This is a genomic window from Streptomyces sp. NPDC089424, assembly GCF_044749345.1.
Classification (GTDB): Bacteria; Actinomycetota; Actinomycetes; order Streptomycetales; family Streptomycetaceae; genus Streptomyces.
In genome coordinates this window covers 1585537-1600286 of sequence record NZ_JBIVHU010000002.1, presented here as the reverse complement: position 1 = coordinate 1600286, position 14750 = coordinate 1585537, and the positions used below count along the sequence as shown (strand labels likewise).

At 72.3% G+C, this 14750-nt stretch carries 17 protein-coding genes and 1 pseudogene; 11 read left to right on the top strand and 7 right to left on the bottom strand.

Annotated elements, in window-relative coordinates:
• The first annotated feature begins 23 nt into the window (after window positions 1–23).
• A pseudogene (locus tag ACIP2X_RS14780) lies at window positions 24–274 on the top strand (glyoxalase superfamily protein).
• Window positions 275–312: 38 nt separating this feature from the next.
• Here the strand turns inward: ACIP2X_RS14780 and ACIP2X_RS14775 are convergent.
• Window positions 313–1266: a DMT family transporter gene (locus ACIP2X_RS14775; protein ID WP_401672130.1), complete on the bottom strand. Its 954-nt coding sequence runs from the start codon at window positions 1264–1266 to the stop codon at window positions 313–315.
• Window positions 1267–1328: 62 nt separating this feature from the next.
• On the opposite strand from ACIP2X_RS14775, the gene ACIP2X_RS14770 reads away from it, so the two are divergent.
• A complete protein-coding gene (locus ACIP2X_RS14770; RefSeq protein ID WP_401672128.1) occupies window positions 1329–2231 on the top strand; it encodes a LysR family transcriptional regulator in 903 nt (300 codons plus the stop codon).
• Between the two features lie 48 nt (window positions 2232–2279).
• Here the strand turns inward: ACIP2X_RS14770 and ACIP2X_RS14765 are convergent, their stop codons facing one another.
• Complete coding sequence (locus tag ACIP2X_RS14765) at window positions 2280–2747, bottom strand: pyridoxamine 5'-phosphate oxidase family protein (protein WP_401672126.1); 468 nt, start codon at window positions 2745–2747, stop codon at window positions 2280–2282.
• Window positions 2748–2901: 154 nt separating this feature from the next.
• On the opposite strand from ACIP2X_RS14765, the gene ACIP2X_RS14760 reads away from it, so the two are divergent.
• Window positions 2902–3543 (top strand): cysteine hydrolase, encoded by a 642-nt coding sequence (locus ACIP2X_RS14760; protein WP_401672123.1) that lies wholly within the window; start codon window positions 2902–2904, stop codon window positions 3541–3543.
• Between the two features lie 3 nt (window positions 3544–3546).
• Here the strand turns inward: ACIP2X_RS14760 and ACIP2X_RS14755 are convergent, their stop codons facing one another.
• Window positions 3547–4020 (bottom strand): Rieske (2Fe-2S) protein, encoded by a 474-nt coding sequence (locus tag ACIP2X_RS14755; protein WP_401672121.1) that lies wholly within the window; start codon window positions 4018–4020, stop codon window positions 3547–3549.
• A 181-nt stretch (window positions 4021–4201) separates the two neighbouring features.
• Between ACIP2X_RS14755 and ACIP2X_RS14750 the strand changes: the two genes are divergently transcribed.
• The 7 genes from ACIP2X_RS14750 (at window position 4202) to ACIP2X_RS14720 (ending at window position 10264) form a co-directional block, all read left to right on the top strand.
• Window positions 4202–4957, top strand: a complete 756-nt coding sequence (locus ACIP2X_RS14750) for a HipA family kinase (RefSeq protein ID WP_401672119.1) — start codon at window positions 4202–4204, stop codon at window positions 4955–4957.
• The gene (locus ACIP2X_RS14745; RefSeq protein WP_401672117.1) at window positions 4954–5370 is read left to right on the top strand and encodes a DUF3037 domain-containing protein; all 417 of its coding nucleotides are present in this window, start codon (window positions 4954–4956) and stop codon (window positions 5368–5370) included. Before ACIP2X_RS14750 ends, ACIP2X_RS14745 begins: the two co-directional genes overlap by 4 nt.
• A 135-nt stretch (window positions 5371–5505) precedes the next feature.
• Complete coding sequence (gene fabG, locus ACIP2X_RS14740) at window positions 5506–6267, top strand: 3-oxoacyl-ACP reductase FabG (RefSeq protein WP_401672115.1); 762 nt, start codon at window positions 5506–5508, stop codon at window positions 6265–6267.
• A gap of 11 nt (window positions 6268–6278) precedes the next feature.
• Window positions 6279–7040 carry an SDR family oxidoreductase gene (locus ACIP2X_RS14735; protein WP_401672113.1) on the top strand — a complete coding sequence of 254 codons (762 nt, stop codon included), beginning with the start codon at window positions 6279–6281 and terminating at the stop codon, window positions 7038–7040.
• Between the two features lie 233 nt (window positions 7041–7273).
• A complete protein-coding gene (locus ACIP2X_RS14730) occupies window positions 7274–8854 on the top strand; it encodes an ABC transporter substrate-binding protein (protein ID WP_401672111.1) in 1581 nt (526 codons plus the stop codon).
• 81 nt (window positions 8855–8935) lie between these two features.
• Window positions 8936–9628, top strand: coding sequence for a uracil-DNA glycosylase (gene ung / locus ACIP2X_RS14725; protein WP_401672109.1), 693 nt, complete (start codon window positions 8936–8938; stop codon window positions 9626–9628).
• A gap of 114 nt (window positions 9629–9742) precedes the next feature.
• Complete coding sequence (locus tag ACIP2X_RS14720) at window positions 9743–10264, top strand: hypothetical protein (RefSeq protein WP_401672106.1); 522 nt, start codon at window positions 9743–9745, stop codon at window positions 10262–10264.
• Window positions 10265–10289: 25 nt separating this feature from the next.
• Here ACIP2X_RS14720 and ACIP2X_RS14715 read toward each other — a convergent pair whose 3' ends face one another.
• Both ACIP2X_RS14715 and ACIP2X_RS14710 read right to left on the bottom strand, forming a co-directional pair.
• Window positions 10290–10757, bottom strand: a complete 468-nt coding sequence (locus tag ACIP2X_RS14715) for a hypothetical protein (RefSeq protein WP_401672103.1) — start codon at window positions 10755–10757, stop codon at window positions 10290–10292.
• A 292-nt stretch (window positions 10758–11049) separates the two neighbouring features.
• On the bottom strand, window positions 11050–11562 hold the full coding sequence (locus ACIP2X_RS14710) for a DinB family protein (RefSeq protein WP_401672101.1): 513 nt from the start codon (window positions 11560–11562) through the stop codon (window positions 11050–11052).
• Between the two features lie 135 nt (window positions 11563–11697).
• Here ACIP2X_RS14710 and ACIP2X_RS14705 point away from each other — a divergent pair, with 135 nt between their 5' ends.
• Window positions 11698–12612 carry a Gfo/Idh/MocA family protein gene (locus ACIP2X_RS14705; protein ID WP_401672098.1) on the top strand — a complete coding sequence of 305 codons (915 nt, stop codon included), beginning with the start codon at window positions 11698–11700 and terminating at the stop codon, window positions 12610–12612.
• Here the strand turns inward: ACIP2X_RS14705 and lnt are convergent.
• On the bottom strand, window positions 12527–14095 hold the full coding sequence (gene lnt / locus ACIP2X_RS14700; protein WP_401672096.1) for an apolipoprotein N-acyltransferase: 1569 nt from the start codon (window positions 14093–14095) through the stop codon (window positions 12527–12529). The two genes, ACIP2X_RS14705 and lnt, sit on opposite strands and share 86 nt — an antisense overlap.
• Before the next feature lie 68 nt (window positions 14096–14163).
• On the bottom strand, window positions 14164–14643 hold the full coding sequence (locus tag ACIP2X_RS14695) for a nuclear transport factor 2 family protein (RefSeq protein ID WP_401672093.1): 480 nt from the start codon (window positions 14641–14643) through the stop codon (window positions 14164–14166).
• Between the last annotated feature and the right edge of the window lie 107 nt (window positions 14644–14750).

Here is a 14750-nt window from a genome sequence, read left to right as displayed (position 1 = left end):
GCCCCATGAGCGACGACCGCGCCATGCGCGAGGACGTCGTCCCGGTCCTGCGCGTGGCCGACGCCGCCGCGGCGGTGCGCTGGTACGAGCGCCTGGGGTTCGCCCAGCAGTGGGAGCACCGCTTCGCGCCCGGGCTGCCGGCGTTCGTCGAGGTCGCCCGAGGGCCGGTGAGCCTGTTCCTGTCGGAGCACACCGGCGACGCCCGCCCGGAGACCCTGTCCATCTGAGGGACCCCGACGGCAATCGGCTGCGGATCGGGACGCCGAAGGACTGAACGACCGGACACCGGCCCCCGGGTGGCAGGCGCCCGGCTCAGCTCTTGGGCCGCACCTGTGTCAACGCCGCCCCCGCGAGGACGATCACGGCCCCCACCGGTGTCGACCACGTCAGGGACTCGCCGAGGACCGCGACGCCCGCGGCGGTGGCGATGACCGGGATGAAGTAGGTGACCATCTGGGCGGTGGTCGGCCCGACCTCGGCGACCAGTCCGTACTGGATGAGCACCGCGAGCCCCGTGCCCAGGGCGCCCAGGGCCGCGACGGCCAGCAGCGGCACCACCGGGAAACTGCTCGGCATGCTGGTGAACAGCGGTGTCACGACGGCCAGTTGCAGCGTGGCCAGCAGCAACTGCGCGCCGGTCAGCGACAGGTGCGAGTCGCCGGATCCGGCCAGGGTGCGCCGGACGTAGATCCAGCCGATCGGATAGCTGAGCGAGGCCAGCAGCGCCAGGGCCGTGCCCCTGGGATCGACGCCGGTGAAGCCCTGCCAGGCGCCGAGCACCGTCAGCACCCCGAGGAAGCCCAGGCCCAGCCCGGCGACCCGGACCCGGGTGGGCCGGTCCTCGGAGAGGGCGACCATGGACAGGGCCATGCCCCACAGCGGCGAGGTGGCGTTGCAGATGCCGGCGAGCGTGGACGGAATGGTCAGCTCGGCGTAGGCGAAGAGGGAGAACGGCAGCGCGTTGAGCAGGAGCGCGGCGACCGTCAGATGGGCCCAGGTGCGCACCCCGCGGGGGAGTCGCTGGCGCTTGGCCGCCATCGCCGCCGCGAGCACCGCCGTGCCGAACAGCAGTCGGCCGAAGGTGACCTGGAAGGGGGCGTAGCCGTCGGTGCCGACCTTGATGAGCAGAAAGCTGAAGCCCCAGACCAGGGAGAGTGCCGCGAAGCGGATCCTCCAGTCGATCGTGCGGCGGGCGGGGGTCCGGACAGGGCCGTGCGTGGCGCCCTGCGTGGCGTGGGTCGTGGCGGTGGTCACGGAAGCAACCATGCGGTACTCGATCTCGTAGAACAAGCGAGATTTCGCACGCTGTATCTCGTAGTATCCCTTACATGTTGAGCCTGGACCGCCTCCGCACCCTCGACGCGCTCGCCCGGCATGGTTCGGTGAGCGGCGCGGCCGAGGGGCTGCACATCACGACCTCGGCCGTGTCCCAGCAACTGGCCAAACTGGAGCGCGAGGTCGGCCAGCAACTGCTGGCCAAGCACGGCCGGGGGGTCCGGCTCACCGACGCGGGCCGGCTGCTGGCCCAGCACGCGACGCGCATCCTGTCGCAGGTCGCCCTGGCCCAGTCCGACCTGGAGGCCCAGCGCGGCCAGGTCGCCGGCGAGCTGCGCCTGGCGGCGTTCCCGACCGCCGCGCGCGGACTGTTCCCCACTACGCTCGCCACCCTGCGCACCGCGCATCCCGCGCTGCGGCTGCGCACCTGCGAGCTGGAGCCGGAGCGCGGCATTCAGGGCGTGGTGCGCGGCGACCTGGACCTGGCGGTCGTCCTGGACTGGTACAACAAGCCGATGGCGCTGCCCGACGGCCTGGTCAAGGCGTCGATCCTGGACGATCCCGCCGACGTGGCGATGCCCGTCGGACATCCGCTCGCCGACCGGGACGAGGTGGACCTCGGGGAGTTCGCCGAGGACGAGTGGATCACCTGGGGGCAGGGCGAGTTCTGCCACGAGTGGCTGATGTTCACCCTGCGCTCGCGTGGCGTCGAGCCGATCCTCGGGCACCGTGCCGCCGAGACCCACACCCAGCTCGCGCTCGTCGCCGCCGGGCTCGGGGTCTGCGTCTGCCCGCTGCTGGGCCGTCACCCCATGCCCGCCGGGGTCGTCACCGTCCCGCTGAAGCAGCGGGTGCGACGCCATGTGTACGTCGTCTGGCGGGCGGACGCCGACCGCCGGCCGTCGATCCGGGCGGCGGTGGCGGCGCTGCGGTCGGCGGGCGAGGGCGTCGGCTGAGGCCCGCGCTGCAGCGAACGCGCCGGCGCTGCAGCGAACACGCCCGCGCTACAGCGAACCCAGCTTGCGGAAGTCCCAGGAGACCGTCTTGGACGGCGTGAGCCGCATCCACGCGTGGCGACCGTCGTGCGGCATCTCCTCCAGCCCGAAGTTCTTGCGGGCGAACAAAGTCTCCGGCAGGTCGAGTTCGGCGCACAGCTCGCCGGTGCGCGGGGCCTCGCCCACGAACTCGACGGTCCCGGACAGCTCGACGCCGCGCAGTTCGTCGTACTCCTCCCCGGTGTCGACCACGACCGCCACCCGTGGATCGCGGCGCAGATCGGCCCACCGCTTGCTGCGCACCACGGAGTACAGCCATATCGACGTGCCGTCCCAGGCGAACCACAGTGTGCTGACGTGCGGTGCCCCGTCGGCCGAGACCGTGGCGACCCGGCAGGTGCGCTGGCCGGTCAGGAACGCGTCCAGCTCACCGGGCGTCATCATGATCTTCCGGCCCCGGCGCTGCGTGGCTGTCATGTGCTTCCCTCGGCTTCCCCTCGAAGGGACGGGATACGACGGCCCGCCAGAAAATCATCTGACGGTATGTCAGAAAAGCATGGACCGTCTTCCGTCGCTGTGCAATGGTGGCTGATCCCGGCGGCTCCCGCACCGCCGACCGTCAGGGGGCGCCATGCCGTCGCACCAACAGCTCGGCGAACTGCTCGACCCCGCGACCACGGTGCTCCTCACCGTCGAGTGCCAGCAGGGCGTGGTCGGCCCGGACAGTGCCCTGCCCGAGCTGGCCAAGGAGTTCCGCTCCTCGGGCGCCCTCGGCAACGTGGCCCGGCTGGTGGACGCCGCCCACCGCGGCGGCGTCCAGGTGATCCACGCGATCGCCGAACGCCGCCCCGACGGGCGCGGCGCCAACCGCAACGCCCGCCTCTTCCGCGCCGCCGAGCGGCTGCCCGTACGGCAGCTGTCCGGGACCGCGGCGGTGCGCGTCGCGGCCCCCGTCGAGGTCACCGAGGAGGACTTCGTCGTACGGCGCCTGCACGGCCTGTCGCCGATCCAGGGCACCGAGGTCGACGCGCTGCTGCGCAACCTCGGGTGCCGCACCGTGGTCGTCACCGGCGTCTCGGCCAACGTGGCCGTGCCCAACGCGGTGTTCGACGCGGTGAACCGCGGCTACACGGTCGTGGTGCCGTCCGACGCCGTCGCGGGTGTGCCCGCCGACTACACCCCCGCGATCATCCGCAACACCCTCGCGTTGGTCGCCACGGTCGCGACCACGGACGAGGTGCTCGGCTGCTTCGGACGGCCGCGCCGTCGCTGACCCTCAGGCGAGGCGGATCTCGTCGCCCGAGACGACGATCTCCGAGGCCTCCAGCGGCTGGGTCGCCGGACCCTGCTGCACGCTGCCGTCGGTGGCGGAGAAGTGGCTGTTGTGGCAGGGGCAGATGATGACCCCGTCCTTGACGTCCTTCACCGCGCAGCCCTGATGGGTGCACTTGGAGGAGAACGCCTTGTACTGGCCCGCCGTCGGCTGCGTGACCACCAGGTCGCCGAGGACCTTCCCCCCGCCCTCCGGGATGTCGGAGGTCTTGGCGAGGGCGGTGCCCGCACCGGCACCGGCCCCGGCGTCGGTGTCGGTGTCGGATCCGGAGTCCGCTCCGGCGGCGGAGCCGGTACCGGACGACTCGTCGCCCGACCCGCACGCGGTCAGTGCGACGGCGAGCCCGGCGGCCCCGGCCGCCGCCATGACGGTGCGGCGGGCCGGACCCGACTCGGTGTGAAGCGATTGGCTGGGCATGCTGGCATTCCCTTCCACGGGCGCTGGGTGATCCCTGATCTGTTCAGCAGTACGGCCGACGGAGGGCCGAAGTTCAGCGGCCGGGCCCAACTTCACTCGATCGAGATCTGGCGGGAACGGCCCCGGCGCGGTAGCGGCAGGCCGCGTCCGACGACGCCGAACACGACAGTAACCTGGGGCGATGCTCAAGGAAGTCATCGCGACCCGCTACATCACGCCACTGCGTGAGGGCGGCTCGCTGCCGGGGCTCGTCGAGGCCGACGACTTCGGGACGTACGTGATGAAGTTCACCGGCGCCGGGCAGGGGCGCAAGACGCTCGTCGCCGAGGTCGTCTGCGGTGAGCTCGCCCGCCGGCTCGGCCTGCGCGTCCCCCGCCTGGTCAGCGTCGCCCTGGACCCGCTCCTCGGGCTCGGCGAGCCGGACCAGCAGGTGCAGGACCTGCTGCGGTCCAGCGGCGGACCCAATCTCGGCATGGACTTCCTGTCCGGCGCGCTCGGCTTCGACCCCCTCGCCTTCTCGGTGAGCCCCGAGGAGGCCGGGCGGATCGTCTGGTTCGACGCGCTGGTCAACAACGTCGACCGCTCCTGGCGCAACCCCAACCTGCTCATGTGGCAGGGCGATCTGTGGCTCATCGACCACGGCGCGACCATGATCTGGCACCACAACTGGCCCGGGGCGCACACCTCCGCCGCCCGCCCCTACGACGCCTCCGACCACGCGCTGCGCACCTTCGCGCCGGACGTCGCGGCGGCCGCGGCCGGGCTCGCCCCGCTGGTCACCGAGGACCTGCTGGCCGAGGTCACCGCCGAGATCCCCGACGCCTGGCTGACCGGCGAGCCCGGCTTCGACACCCCCGACGAGCTGCGCGGGGCCTATGCGCGACCGCTGCTGGCGCGCGCCGCCGTCATCCACGAACGCATCGAGGGGATCCAGTGAGCGAGCGCCACATCACCCGGGCCGGACAGGGCGGCGGCCGGGACGTCTTCGAGTACGCGCTGCTGCGGGTCGTACCGCGTGTCGAACGCGGCGAGTGCATCAACGCGGGCGTGCTCGTCTACTGCCGCGCCAAGGCGTACGTCGGTGCCCGCACCCACCTCGACGAGGGGCGGCTGCTGGCCCTCGACCCGGACGCGGACGTGTCGGGGGTGCGGGCGGCGCTGCGCTCGGTGGAGCGCGTCTGCGGTGGCGGGGAGGCGGCGGGACAGGCGGCGGGCGACGACGCCGGGCGGCGTTTCCGCTGGCTGATCGCGCCCCGTTCCACGGTCGTCCAGCCCGGCCCGGTGCACACCGGGCTGACCCTCGACCCGGCGGCCGAGGCCGAACGGCTGCTCGATCTGCTGGTGAGGTGATGGATCACATGCACCCGATGGGCCGTTGACACCGGGTGCCAGGGCTTCTAGCGTCACAGCTGCTGAAGGTACTAAGCGGTCGCTCATCGATGTGAGTGCCGTTGAGCCGCATCCCAAGGGCGAGGAGAAGCAGCAATGTCCACCACTGAGCAGCGGGTCGCAGTCGTCACCGGCGCCGCGCGCGGCATCGGGGCCGCCACCGCCGTACGCCTGGCCGCCGAGGGCCGCGCGGTCGCCGTGCTCGACCTCGACGAGGCCGCCTGCAAGGACACCGTGGAGAAGATCACCGCGGCCGGTGGCAAGGCCATCGCCGTCGGCTGCGACGTCTCCGACGAGGCGCAGGTCGAGGCGGCCGTCGCCCGGATCGCCGAGGAGCTCGGCGCGCCGGTGATCCTCGTCAACAACGCGGGTGTGCTCCGCGACAACCTGCTGTTCAAGATGAGCGTCACCGACTGGGACACCGTCATGAACGTGCACCTGCGCGGTGCCTTCCTCATGGCGAAGGCCTGCCAGAAGCACATGGTGGACGCCGGCTTCGGCCGCATCGTCAACCTCTCGTCCTCCTCCGCGCTCGGCAACCGCGGACAGGTCAACTACTCCGCCGCCAAGGCCGGTCTGCAGGGCTTCACCAAGACCCTCGCCAAGGAACTCGGCAAGTTCGGCGTCACCGCCAACTCCGTCGCCCCCGGCTTCATCGCCACCGACATGACCGCCGCGACCGCCGAGCGGGTCGGCATGGGCTTCGACGACTTCAAGGCGGCCGCCGCCTCCATGATCCCGGTCCAGCGCGTCGGCGAGCCCGAGGACATCGCCAACGCCATCGCCTTCTTCACGGGCGAGGCGGCCGGATTCGTCTCCGGCCAGGTGCTGTACGTCGCCGGCGGACCGCTCGACTAGGGGGCACGGACATGACCGAACTGCCTGAACTCTCCGGCAAGGCCGCCCTCGTCACGGGCGGCAGCCGCGGCATCGGCTACGGCGTCGCCGAGGCGCTGGTGGCACGGGGTGACCGCGTGTGCATCACCGGCCGCAACGAGGAGGCCCTGAAGGAGGCCGTCGAGAAGCTCGGCGCCGACCGGGTCGTCGGTGTCGCGGGCAAGGCCCACGACCTCGACCACCAGGCCGTCGCCGTCGAGCGCGCGATGGAGGCCTTCGGCCGGATCGACTACCTGGTCAACAACGCCGGTACGAACCCGGTCTTCGGGCCGATCGCGGACCTCGACCTCGACGTGGCGCGCAAGGTCTTCGAGACCAACGTCGTCTCGGCGCTCGGGTTCGCCCAGAAGACCTGGCACGCCTGGCAGAAGGAGAACGGCGGGGCCATCGTCAACATCGCCTCCGTCGCCGGTCTCTCCCCCTCGCCCTTCATCGGCGCGTACGGCATCAGCAAGGCGGCGATGATCAACCTGACCCTGCAGCTGGCGCACGAGTACGCGCCCAAGGTGCGGGTCAACGCGATCGCCCCGGCCGTGGTGAAGACCAAGTTCGCGCAGGCCCTGTACGAGGGCCGGGAGGCGGAGGCCGCCTCGGCCTATCCGCTCGGCCGGCTCGGGGTGCCCTCCGACATCGGCGGCACCGCCGCGTTCCTCACCTCGGCGCAGGCGGACTGGATCACCGGTCAGACGCTCGTCGTGGACGGCGGGATCTACCTCAACGCCGGGGTCCACTGACCTGACCGGATCGGTACCTTCCGGATGGGGGCGCCGGTTCCGTCAACGACGCTCGCTCGACGCGAATTTGTTGACGAAATCGGCGCCCTTGTCGACAGATTGACGGCCCACGAGGCGATGACAACGTCGTCATGTGGAAGCTGATCAATGAGCTCGCGCAAGCATGGTTCAGGCCGAGTTTGCCTGCGATAGGGTCTGCCGACCCTTGGTATGGCAGATCGAGGAGCGTGCGCGTGTTCAACCGGAACCGAGGCCTGCGGCAAGTGGCGGCGATCGCTTCCATATCCGTGCTGGCCGGTTGCAGCCTGTTTTCGGACGGCGAGCCCGCCGAGGGGGGCCCGATCGTCGTGGGGACCACCAGCGCCCCCAGCACGCTGGATCCGGCCGCCTCCTGGGACGGCTCCTGGGAGCTGTTCCGCAACATCTACCAGACGCTGCTGAGCTACCCCACCGGCGCCACCACGCCTCAGCCGGACGCCGCCGAGAGCTGCAAGTTCGCCGACGCGACCAACCGGGTCTACAGCTGCAAGCTGCGCGGTGGACTGACCTTCTCCGACGGCGACGCGCTGGACGCGCAGGCCGTCAAGCACTCCATCGACCGGATCCTGGCCATCGACGCGCCGGGCGGGCCCGCCGGGCTGCTGGGCAGCCTGGAGCGGGTGCAGGCGCTCGGCGACCGCGAGGTCGTCTTCCATCTGAAGACCCCGGACGCCACCTTCCCGTTCGTGCTCGCCACCCCCGCCATGTCCGTCGTCGACCCCGACGACTACCCGGCCGACAAGCTCCGCGAGGACGGCGGGGTGACCGGCTCGGGGCCGTACCTCCTCGACTCCTACGACGAGGGCGCACGGGCCGAACTCGTGCGCAACGGCACCTACAAGGGCTTCGCCGAACGAAGAAACGATGCGGTCACGATCCGTTACTTCCAGGAGTCCGGCGCCATGGTCGAGGCGCTGCGCGACCAGGACATCGACGTGACCTACCGCGGCCTCGCCGCGGACGACGTCGTCGCGCTGCAGGGCCGGGACGCCGACGAGACCCTCCAGCTCGTCGAGGGCGCGGGCGCCGACATCAGCTACCTGGTGTTCAACCCGAAGGACTCGTGGGCCGGGAAGGCGGCCGTGCGCAAGGCCGTCGCCCAGGTCGTCGACCGGCCGAGGATCGCCCACGCGATCTACAAGGACACCGTCGACCCGCTGTACTCGATGGTCCCCAAGGGCCTCACCGGCCACACCACCGGCTTCTTCGACAACTACGGCGACCCCGATCCGGACAAGGCGCGCTCGATCCTCAGCGAGGAGGGCATCGACGAGCCGGTCCCGCTCACCTTCTGGTACACCACCGACCGCTACGGCTCCGAGACCGCGGTCCTGTTCCAGGAGCTCAAGCGGCAGCTGGAGGCCTCCGGCCTGTTCCAGATCACCTTGAAGAGCCGGCCCTGGAAGACCTACGTCGAGGGCTACCAGAAGGGTGAGTACCCGGTGTTCGGGCGCGGCTGGTTCCCCGACTTCCCGGACGCCGACAACTACATCGCGCCCTTCGTCGGCGAAGAGAACGCCCTCGGCACGCCGTACCCGGCGCCCAAGATCACCGGGGAGCTGCTGCCCCGCTCCCGCCGCGAGAGCGACCGCGCCCAGGTGGAGGCCGACTTCGAGGAGGCGCAGCAGATCCTCGTCCAGGACGTACGGCTGCTGCCGCTGTGGCAGGGCAAGCAGTACGTCGCCGCCAGCGTGGAGATCTCCGGGGCCGAGCGCGCCCTGGACCCGTCGACGATCATGATGGTGTGGGAGCTCTCCCGGAAGACGAGCTGGTGAGGCGGCCCCGGGCGGCCGTTGTCAGTGGTCGCCGGTAGGTTCTGTGCTCCGGAACCGACCGCACACCGTAAGGAAGTTGACGTGACCGACATCGCCATGCTGCCCGAGTCCTGGCGCGGGGTCCTGGGCGACGAACTGCACAAGCCCTACTTCAAGGAGCTGACGGAGTTCGTGGAGGAGGAGCGGGCTGCCGGTCCCGTCTACCCGCCGCGTGAGGAGGTCTTCGCGGCGCTCGACGCCACGCCGTACGAGCGGGTGAAGGTCCTGGTCCTCGGCCAGGACCCGTACCACGGCGAGGGTCAGGGCCACGGCCTGTGCTTCTCGGTGCGCCCGGGAGTGAAGACCCCGCCCTCGCTGCGCAACATCTACAAGGAGATGCAGCAGGAGCTCGGCCTGCCCGTCCCGGACAACGGCTATCTGATGCCCTGGGCCCGGCAGGGCGTGCTGCTGCTCAACGCGGTGCTGACGGTGCGGGCCGGCGAGGCCAACTCGCACAAGGGCAAGGGCTGGGAGAAGTTCACCGACGCCGTGATCCGCGCGGTGGCCGAGCGGCCCGACCCGGCCGTGTTCGTGCTGTGGGGGAACTACGCGCAGAAGAAGCTGCCGCTGATCGACGAGACCCGGCACGTGGTGGTGAAGGGGGCGCACCCCTCGCCGCTGTCGGCGAAGAAGTTCTTCGGCTCGCGTCCGTTCACGCAGATCGACGAGGCGATCGCGCGGCAGGGGCACGAGCCGGTGGACTGGCGCATCCCGAACCTCGCCGACCAGGCCTGACACCCGCACGGAGGGGGCGGGCCGGCGTCGCGGGTCGGCCCCGCCTCGCCGGTATTGCCCCTGGTGGCCGTTAGCGTCGGCGGGGACGGGACGTCGGTGAGCTCGGAGGATGCGGTGTCGGAGCAACAGGAGCAGGCGGCGCCGGATGCCGTGATGACGCGGATCGGGCAGGTCGTCATGCTGTTCCACGCGGGGGACCGCGAGGAGGCCCGGCAGCGCTTCCTCCAGCTGTGGGCGGAGATCGGCGAGGACGGCGACCCGCTGCACCGCTGCACGCTGGCCCACTACATGGCCGACACCCAGGACGATCCCTGCGACGAACTGTCCTGGGACCTGCGGGCGTTGGGCGCCGCGGAGGAGCTGAGCGACGACCGCCCCGCGGCCCACGAGGGCGCCCTCGCGGTCCGCGCCCTGTACCCCTCCCTGCATCTGAACCTCGCCGCCGACTACGTCAGACTCGGCCGCTCCGACGCCGCCCGTATCCATCTCCGCCGGGCCCGTGGAGCGGCCGACGCGCTCGCCGACGACCCCTACGGGCAGGGGGTGCGGGCGGCCATCGGGCGGATGGAGCTGCGGCTCGGGGACGGGGGCTCGCCGGGCGGGAGCGCCTGGGGACCGCCGCGGCAGCGCCCGTGAGCCGCAGCGCGCCGGGGCCGCGACCTCACCGGCCGTAGGTCTGCTCGCAGATCACCGCCTCCGGGCTGTCCGGGCGCCAGCCGCCGTACTTCCTGCCGAGGGCGCACACGTCGGTGTCCGTGCCGAGCGTGGGGGCGACGTCCGGGACCGTGGCCGGCGGCTGCCGTGGGCGGCGCGGCTGCGGGCTCGGCGGGTCGGAGTGAGGCCGGGACTGCGCGCGCGGGGACGGGGCTCGCCGGGCCGGTGCTGCCGGGGCCTGCGCTGTGGGGCGGTGTGACTCCGGCGCGGCGGTGCCGGGCCGGCGGGACGGGCCGATCAGCTCCAGGGCCTCGCGGGCCGGTGCCTGCACGATCTGCGGCTCGGTCCGGCCGTCCGGGCCCGGCGCCGGCGCCGACGGCACGGCGGCGGGGCCCCGCTGGACGGTCACACAGCCGGAGACCGCGCTGAGGGCCACGGTGACGAGCAGCGTCGCGGTGGTCGTCGTTCGATGCACCCGCGCCACTCTGGTGGTTCGGGCCCCGCGGAACCCGGTGGACAAGCGCAGGTTGCTCCGGACGGGTGAAGTGAGCCCCCGCAGGGAGGGCCCATACGTTGCCGGGCTGACGTCCAGGCGTCTGCGCCCGGCAGGACCGGTCCTGGCCGGACGCAGGCGAGGGGCCCCAAGGCCTGTTGCGAGAGTGGCGTCTGCCGCGCGACGCCCGGAACGCCCACTCGCCGTGCCCAAAGGACGCACCGGACGCCGCGCGGCCGCCCTCCGCACGACGGACGCCGCTTTCGCAACAGGCCTAGTCGCCCCTCGCGCCGTCCACGCGTTCGCGGATCAGATCCGCGTGGCCGTTGTGGCGGGCGTACTCCTCGATCATGTGGGTGTAGATCCAGCGCAGGTTGTACGGCTTGCCGTTGTGGCGGCCGCGGCCCTTGGAGAGGTCGTCCAGTCCGAAGCCGGCGGCGTTGCGGCGGGCCGTCTCGATCTCCGCCTGCCACGTGGCGTACGCCTCGGCCCAGGTGTCCGCCTCGGTGAGGTGGAACTCGCCGTCGCGGTCCTCCTCGGTGTAGTAGAGGGGGCCGGGGTCGTCGCCGACCAGCACCTTGCGGAACCAGCTACGCTCCACCTCCGCCATGTGGCGCACCAGCCCCATCAGGGACAGCTCGGAGGGCTCCACGGCCGTGGTCCGCAGCTGTGCGTCGCTCAGCCCCTCGCACTTCCACGCCAGGGTCTGCCGGTGGAACTCCAACCAGCCCTCCAGCATCGTCCGCTCATCGGCGTCCTGGGCAGGTGCGCTGCGCTCCGTCGTCATCCACGCATCCTCGCCCACGCCGGGCGTTCCACCAAGGGGGCGGCCGTGGCCTCGGTGGTAGCGCCGTCCGGCGCCCGCCGGGGCCCCCGTATGCTTCCCGGCAGACCCCCGCAGGCAAGCAGTGAAGGAGCCCCCGTGAAGGTCGGCTGCATCGGACTCGGTGACATCGCGCAGAAGGCATACCTGCCGGTGCTCGGGGTCCAGCCCGGGGTCGAGCTGCATCTGCAGACCCGGACGCCCGCCACGCTGGACCGCGTCGCCGACAGCCTTCACCTGCCGCCCGCGCAGCGCCACGGCACCCTCGACGACCTGCTCGCCCAGGACCTCGACGCCGCCTTCGTACACGCGCCCACGCTCGTGCACCCCGAGATCGTCACGCGGCTGCTGGAGGCGGGCGTCCCGACGTACGTCGACAAGCCGCTGGCGTACGAACTCGCCGACTCCGAGCGGCTGGTGGCGCGCGCCGAGGAGCTGGGCGTGAGTCTCGCCGTCGGCTTCAACCGGCGGCACGCGCCCGCCTACGTGCAGTGCGCCGACCACCCGCGCGAGCTGATCATCCTGCAGAAGAACCGCGTCGGGCTCCCCGAGGAGCCCCGCACGATGATCCTCGACGACTTCATCCATGTCGTGGACACGCTGCGCTTCCTGGTGCCGGGCGAGATCGACGACGTGACCGTGCGCGCCCGCAGCGTGGACGGCCTGCTGCACCACGTCGTGCTCCAGCTCGCCGGCGACGGGTTCACCGCGCTCGGTGTGATGAACCGGCTCAGCGGGTCGGCCGAGGAGATCCTGGAGGTCTCCGGCCAGGACACCAAGCGGCAGGTGAGCAATCTCGCCGAGGTCGTCGACCACAAGGGCCAGCCGAGCCTGCGGCGACGCGGCGACTGGGTGCCGGTGGCCCGGCAGCGCGGCATCGAGCAGGCGGTGCTGGGCTTCCTCGACGCCGTGCGGGCGGGCACGCCGCTCAGCGCCAGGGACGCGCTGGCGACTCACGAACTGTGCGAGCGGGTGGTCCTGTCTGTTCTGGAGCGCTCCGGCGCGGCCGCCTGACCGACCGCCCGCCCTCGACGAGCACCAGGACGAGCAGCACCAGCACGGCGGCCTGCGCCGGCCAGGCGCCGAGGCGGGCGTACGGCGTGAGGCCGCCGGCCAGCGGCACCTCGTACACCTGTGTCGCGCTCGCGTCCGTCCCGAGCGGCGGGCCGATCCGCCGGCCCTCGGGGCCGTACACGGCGGAGACGCCGGTCAGGGTCGCGTGCACCATGGGGCGGCCGCTCTCGGCGGCGCGCAGCGCGGCCAGCGAGGCATGCTGCGCGGGTGCCCAGCTCTGCTGGAACGTCGAGGTCGCGGACTGGGCGACCAGTACGTCGGCGCCGCCGCGGGCGAGACTGCGGCTGATGTCGGGGAAGGCCGACTCGAAGCAGACCATCGGGCCGATCCGCAGCCCGTCCCCGGCGTCCATCACGACCTGCTCGGTGCCGCGCCTGCGGTCCTCGGCCGCGGCCTCGCCGACGGAGGTGGCCCAGCCGAACAGCGAGCGCAGCGGCACGTACTCGCCGAACGGGACGAGCCGCATCTTGTCGTAGCGGTCGCCGGTCGGGCCGTCCGGGCCGATCAGCACCGAACTCTTGTAGATGCCGGGCCGGTCCGAGCGGCGGGCGTCCACGTTGACCAGGATCGGGGCCCCCGTCTCGCGGGAGAGCGCCGCGACGCGCTCCGCCAGGTCGGGCCGGCTGCCGAGGTCGTAGCCGACGCTGCTCTCGCCCCAGACGATCAGGTCGGGATCCTGCCCGGCGAGCCGGCGGGTGAGGTCTTCCTCGCGGTCGAAGCGGGGACCGGGTCCGGGGACGACCCCGGGCTGGACGACGGCCACCCGGGCCTCGCCCTCGCCGTGCGGGCGGGGCGACCAGACCGAGGCCGCGGTCGTCGCGGCGGCGGTGGCGAGCAGGGCGGCCAGCGCCGGGGTCCGGGACGCGCGCACCGACACCAGCACGGCGACCGCGACATTGACGGCCACCAGCAGCAGGCTCAGCAGCCACACCCCGCCCACCGAGGCCAGCCGCAGCGCCGGTCCCACCTGCCACTGGCTGGCGCCCAGCATGCCCCAGGGCCCGCCGAGCCCCTGCCACGACCGCACCAGCTCCACCGCCAGCCAGCCCGACGGCAGCACCAGCAGCGCGGCCGCGATCCGGCGCGGTGAGGGCACGCCGCCGAGGAAGCGGCGGACGAGCCAGCCCCACGGCGCCCACAGTGCGCCGAGCAGGGCCGCGATGACGAACGTGAAGACATGCAGGTTGGGCAGCAGCCAGTGGTGCACGGCCAGCATGAAGCCGAAGCCGCCGCACCAGCCGTCGTACAGTGCCCGCCGGCCCGTCGGCGCGGTGCGGACGAGCAGGATCCACGGCACCAGGGCGACGAAGGCGAACCACCACAGGGACGGCCCCGGGAAGGCGAGCATGGGCAGTGCGCCCGCCACCGCGGCGGCCGCGCAGCGCCACCACGGGGAGTAGAGCCGGCGGCCCGGCGTCTTCATACGGCGCCTCCCTCCCCCCGTGGCTCCAGTGTGCGCGCTGTCGGCGATCCCGGTACGGCGAGCGCCACTCAGTCGATCACAGGTACCCCGGAGCCCTGCGGCATACGCCGCCACTTCTCCCGCACGACGACCTCGTGCAGCCGCCAGCCGTCGTCCGTGCGCCGGACCTCGAAGGCGTACCGGCCGCCGCACACGAAGTCGGGGGCCGCCGCGCCGTCCGCGGCAAGGCGCATCGGATTGACGTAGTCGGCCTGGACGCGCGCCGTGTCCCCGGTGTCCCGCTCCAGGACGCCGAAACGGATCCGGCGGTTGACGACGAGGTGCTGGCGCATGGCGAACACCCGCAAGCTCTCGGCGAGCCAGGTGGCGACCTGTCCGGCGTCCCCCTCGATGCCGCCGGCCGAGCGGTAGTCCGCCCGCCCGTCCGGGGTGAACAGCTTCCGGTACGCCTCCCAGTCGCCGTCGTCCACCGCCACGGCGTAGTCGGTGACCAGACCGTCGACGGCCAGCCTGTCCATCACGGTCGCGAGCTCCACGCGCTGCGTCATCGGCTCAGTGTTGGGCACGGGACGGGCCGCGCCAAGAGGGCGTGCCGTGGTAATCGGTGGTCGTACCGGCCGGCGCCGCTCCTCGCGATGCCCGGCGCGGACCGAGC

Excerpts from the sequence above, each read along its gene's own strand:
- ACIP2X_RS14755 (WP_401672121.1), bottom strand. The coding sequence starts at position 4,020 with ATGCCCAGCCAATCGCTTCACACCGAGTCGGGTCCGGCCCGCCGCACC.
- ACIP2X_RS14750 (WP_401672119.1), top strand. The coding sequence starts at position 4,202 with ATGCTCAAGGAAGTCATCGCGACCCGCTACATCACGCCACTGCGTGAG.
- ACIP2X_RS14710 (WP_401672101.1), bottom strand. The coding sequence starts at position 11,562 with ATGACGACGGAGCGCAGCGCACCTGCCCAGGACGCCGATGAGCGGACG.
- ACIP2X_RS14760 (WP_401672123.1), top strand. The coding sequence starts at position 2,902 with ATGCCGTCGCACCAACAGCTCGGCGAACTGCTCGACCCCGCGACCACG.
- ACIP2X_RS14775 (WP_401672130.1), bottom strand. The coding sequence starts at position 1,266 with ATGGTTGCTTCCGTGACCACCGCCACGACCCACGCCACGCAGGGCGCC.
- ACIP2X_RS14765 (WP_401672126.1), bottom strand. The coding sequence starts at position 2,747 with ATGACAGCCACGCAGCGCCGGGGCCGGAAGATCATGATGACGCCCGGT.
- ACIP2X_RS14770 (WP_401672128.1), top strand. The coding sequence starts at position 1,329 with ATGTTGAGCCTGGACCGCCTCCGCACCCTCGACGCGCTCGCCCGGCAT.
- ACIP2X_RS14735 (WP_401672113.1), top strand. The coding sequence starts at position 6,279 with ATGACCGAACTGCCTGAACTCTCCGGCAAGGCCGCCCTCGTCACGGGC.
- fabG (WP_401672115.1), top strand. The coding sequence starts at position 5,506 with ATGTCCACCACTGAGCAGCGGGTCGCAGTCGTCACCGGCGCCGCGCGC.
- lnt (WP_401672096.1), bottom strand. The coding sequence starts at position 14,095 with ATGAAGACGCCGGGCCGCCGGCTCTACTCCCCGTGGTGGCGCTGCGCG.
- ACIP2X_RS14695 (WP_401672093.1), bottom strand. The coding sequence starts at position 14,643 with ATGACGCAGCGCGTGGAGCTCGCGACCGTGATGGACAGGCTGGCCGTC.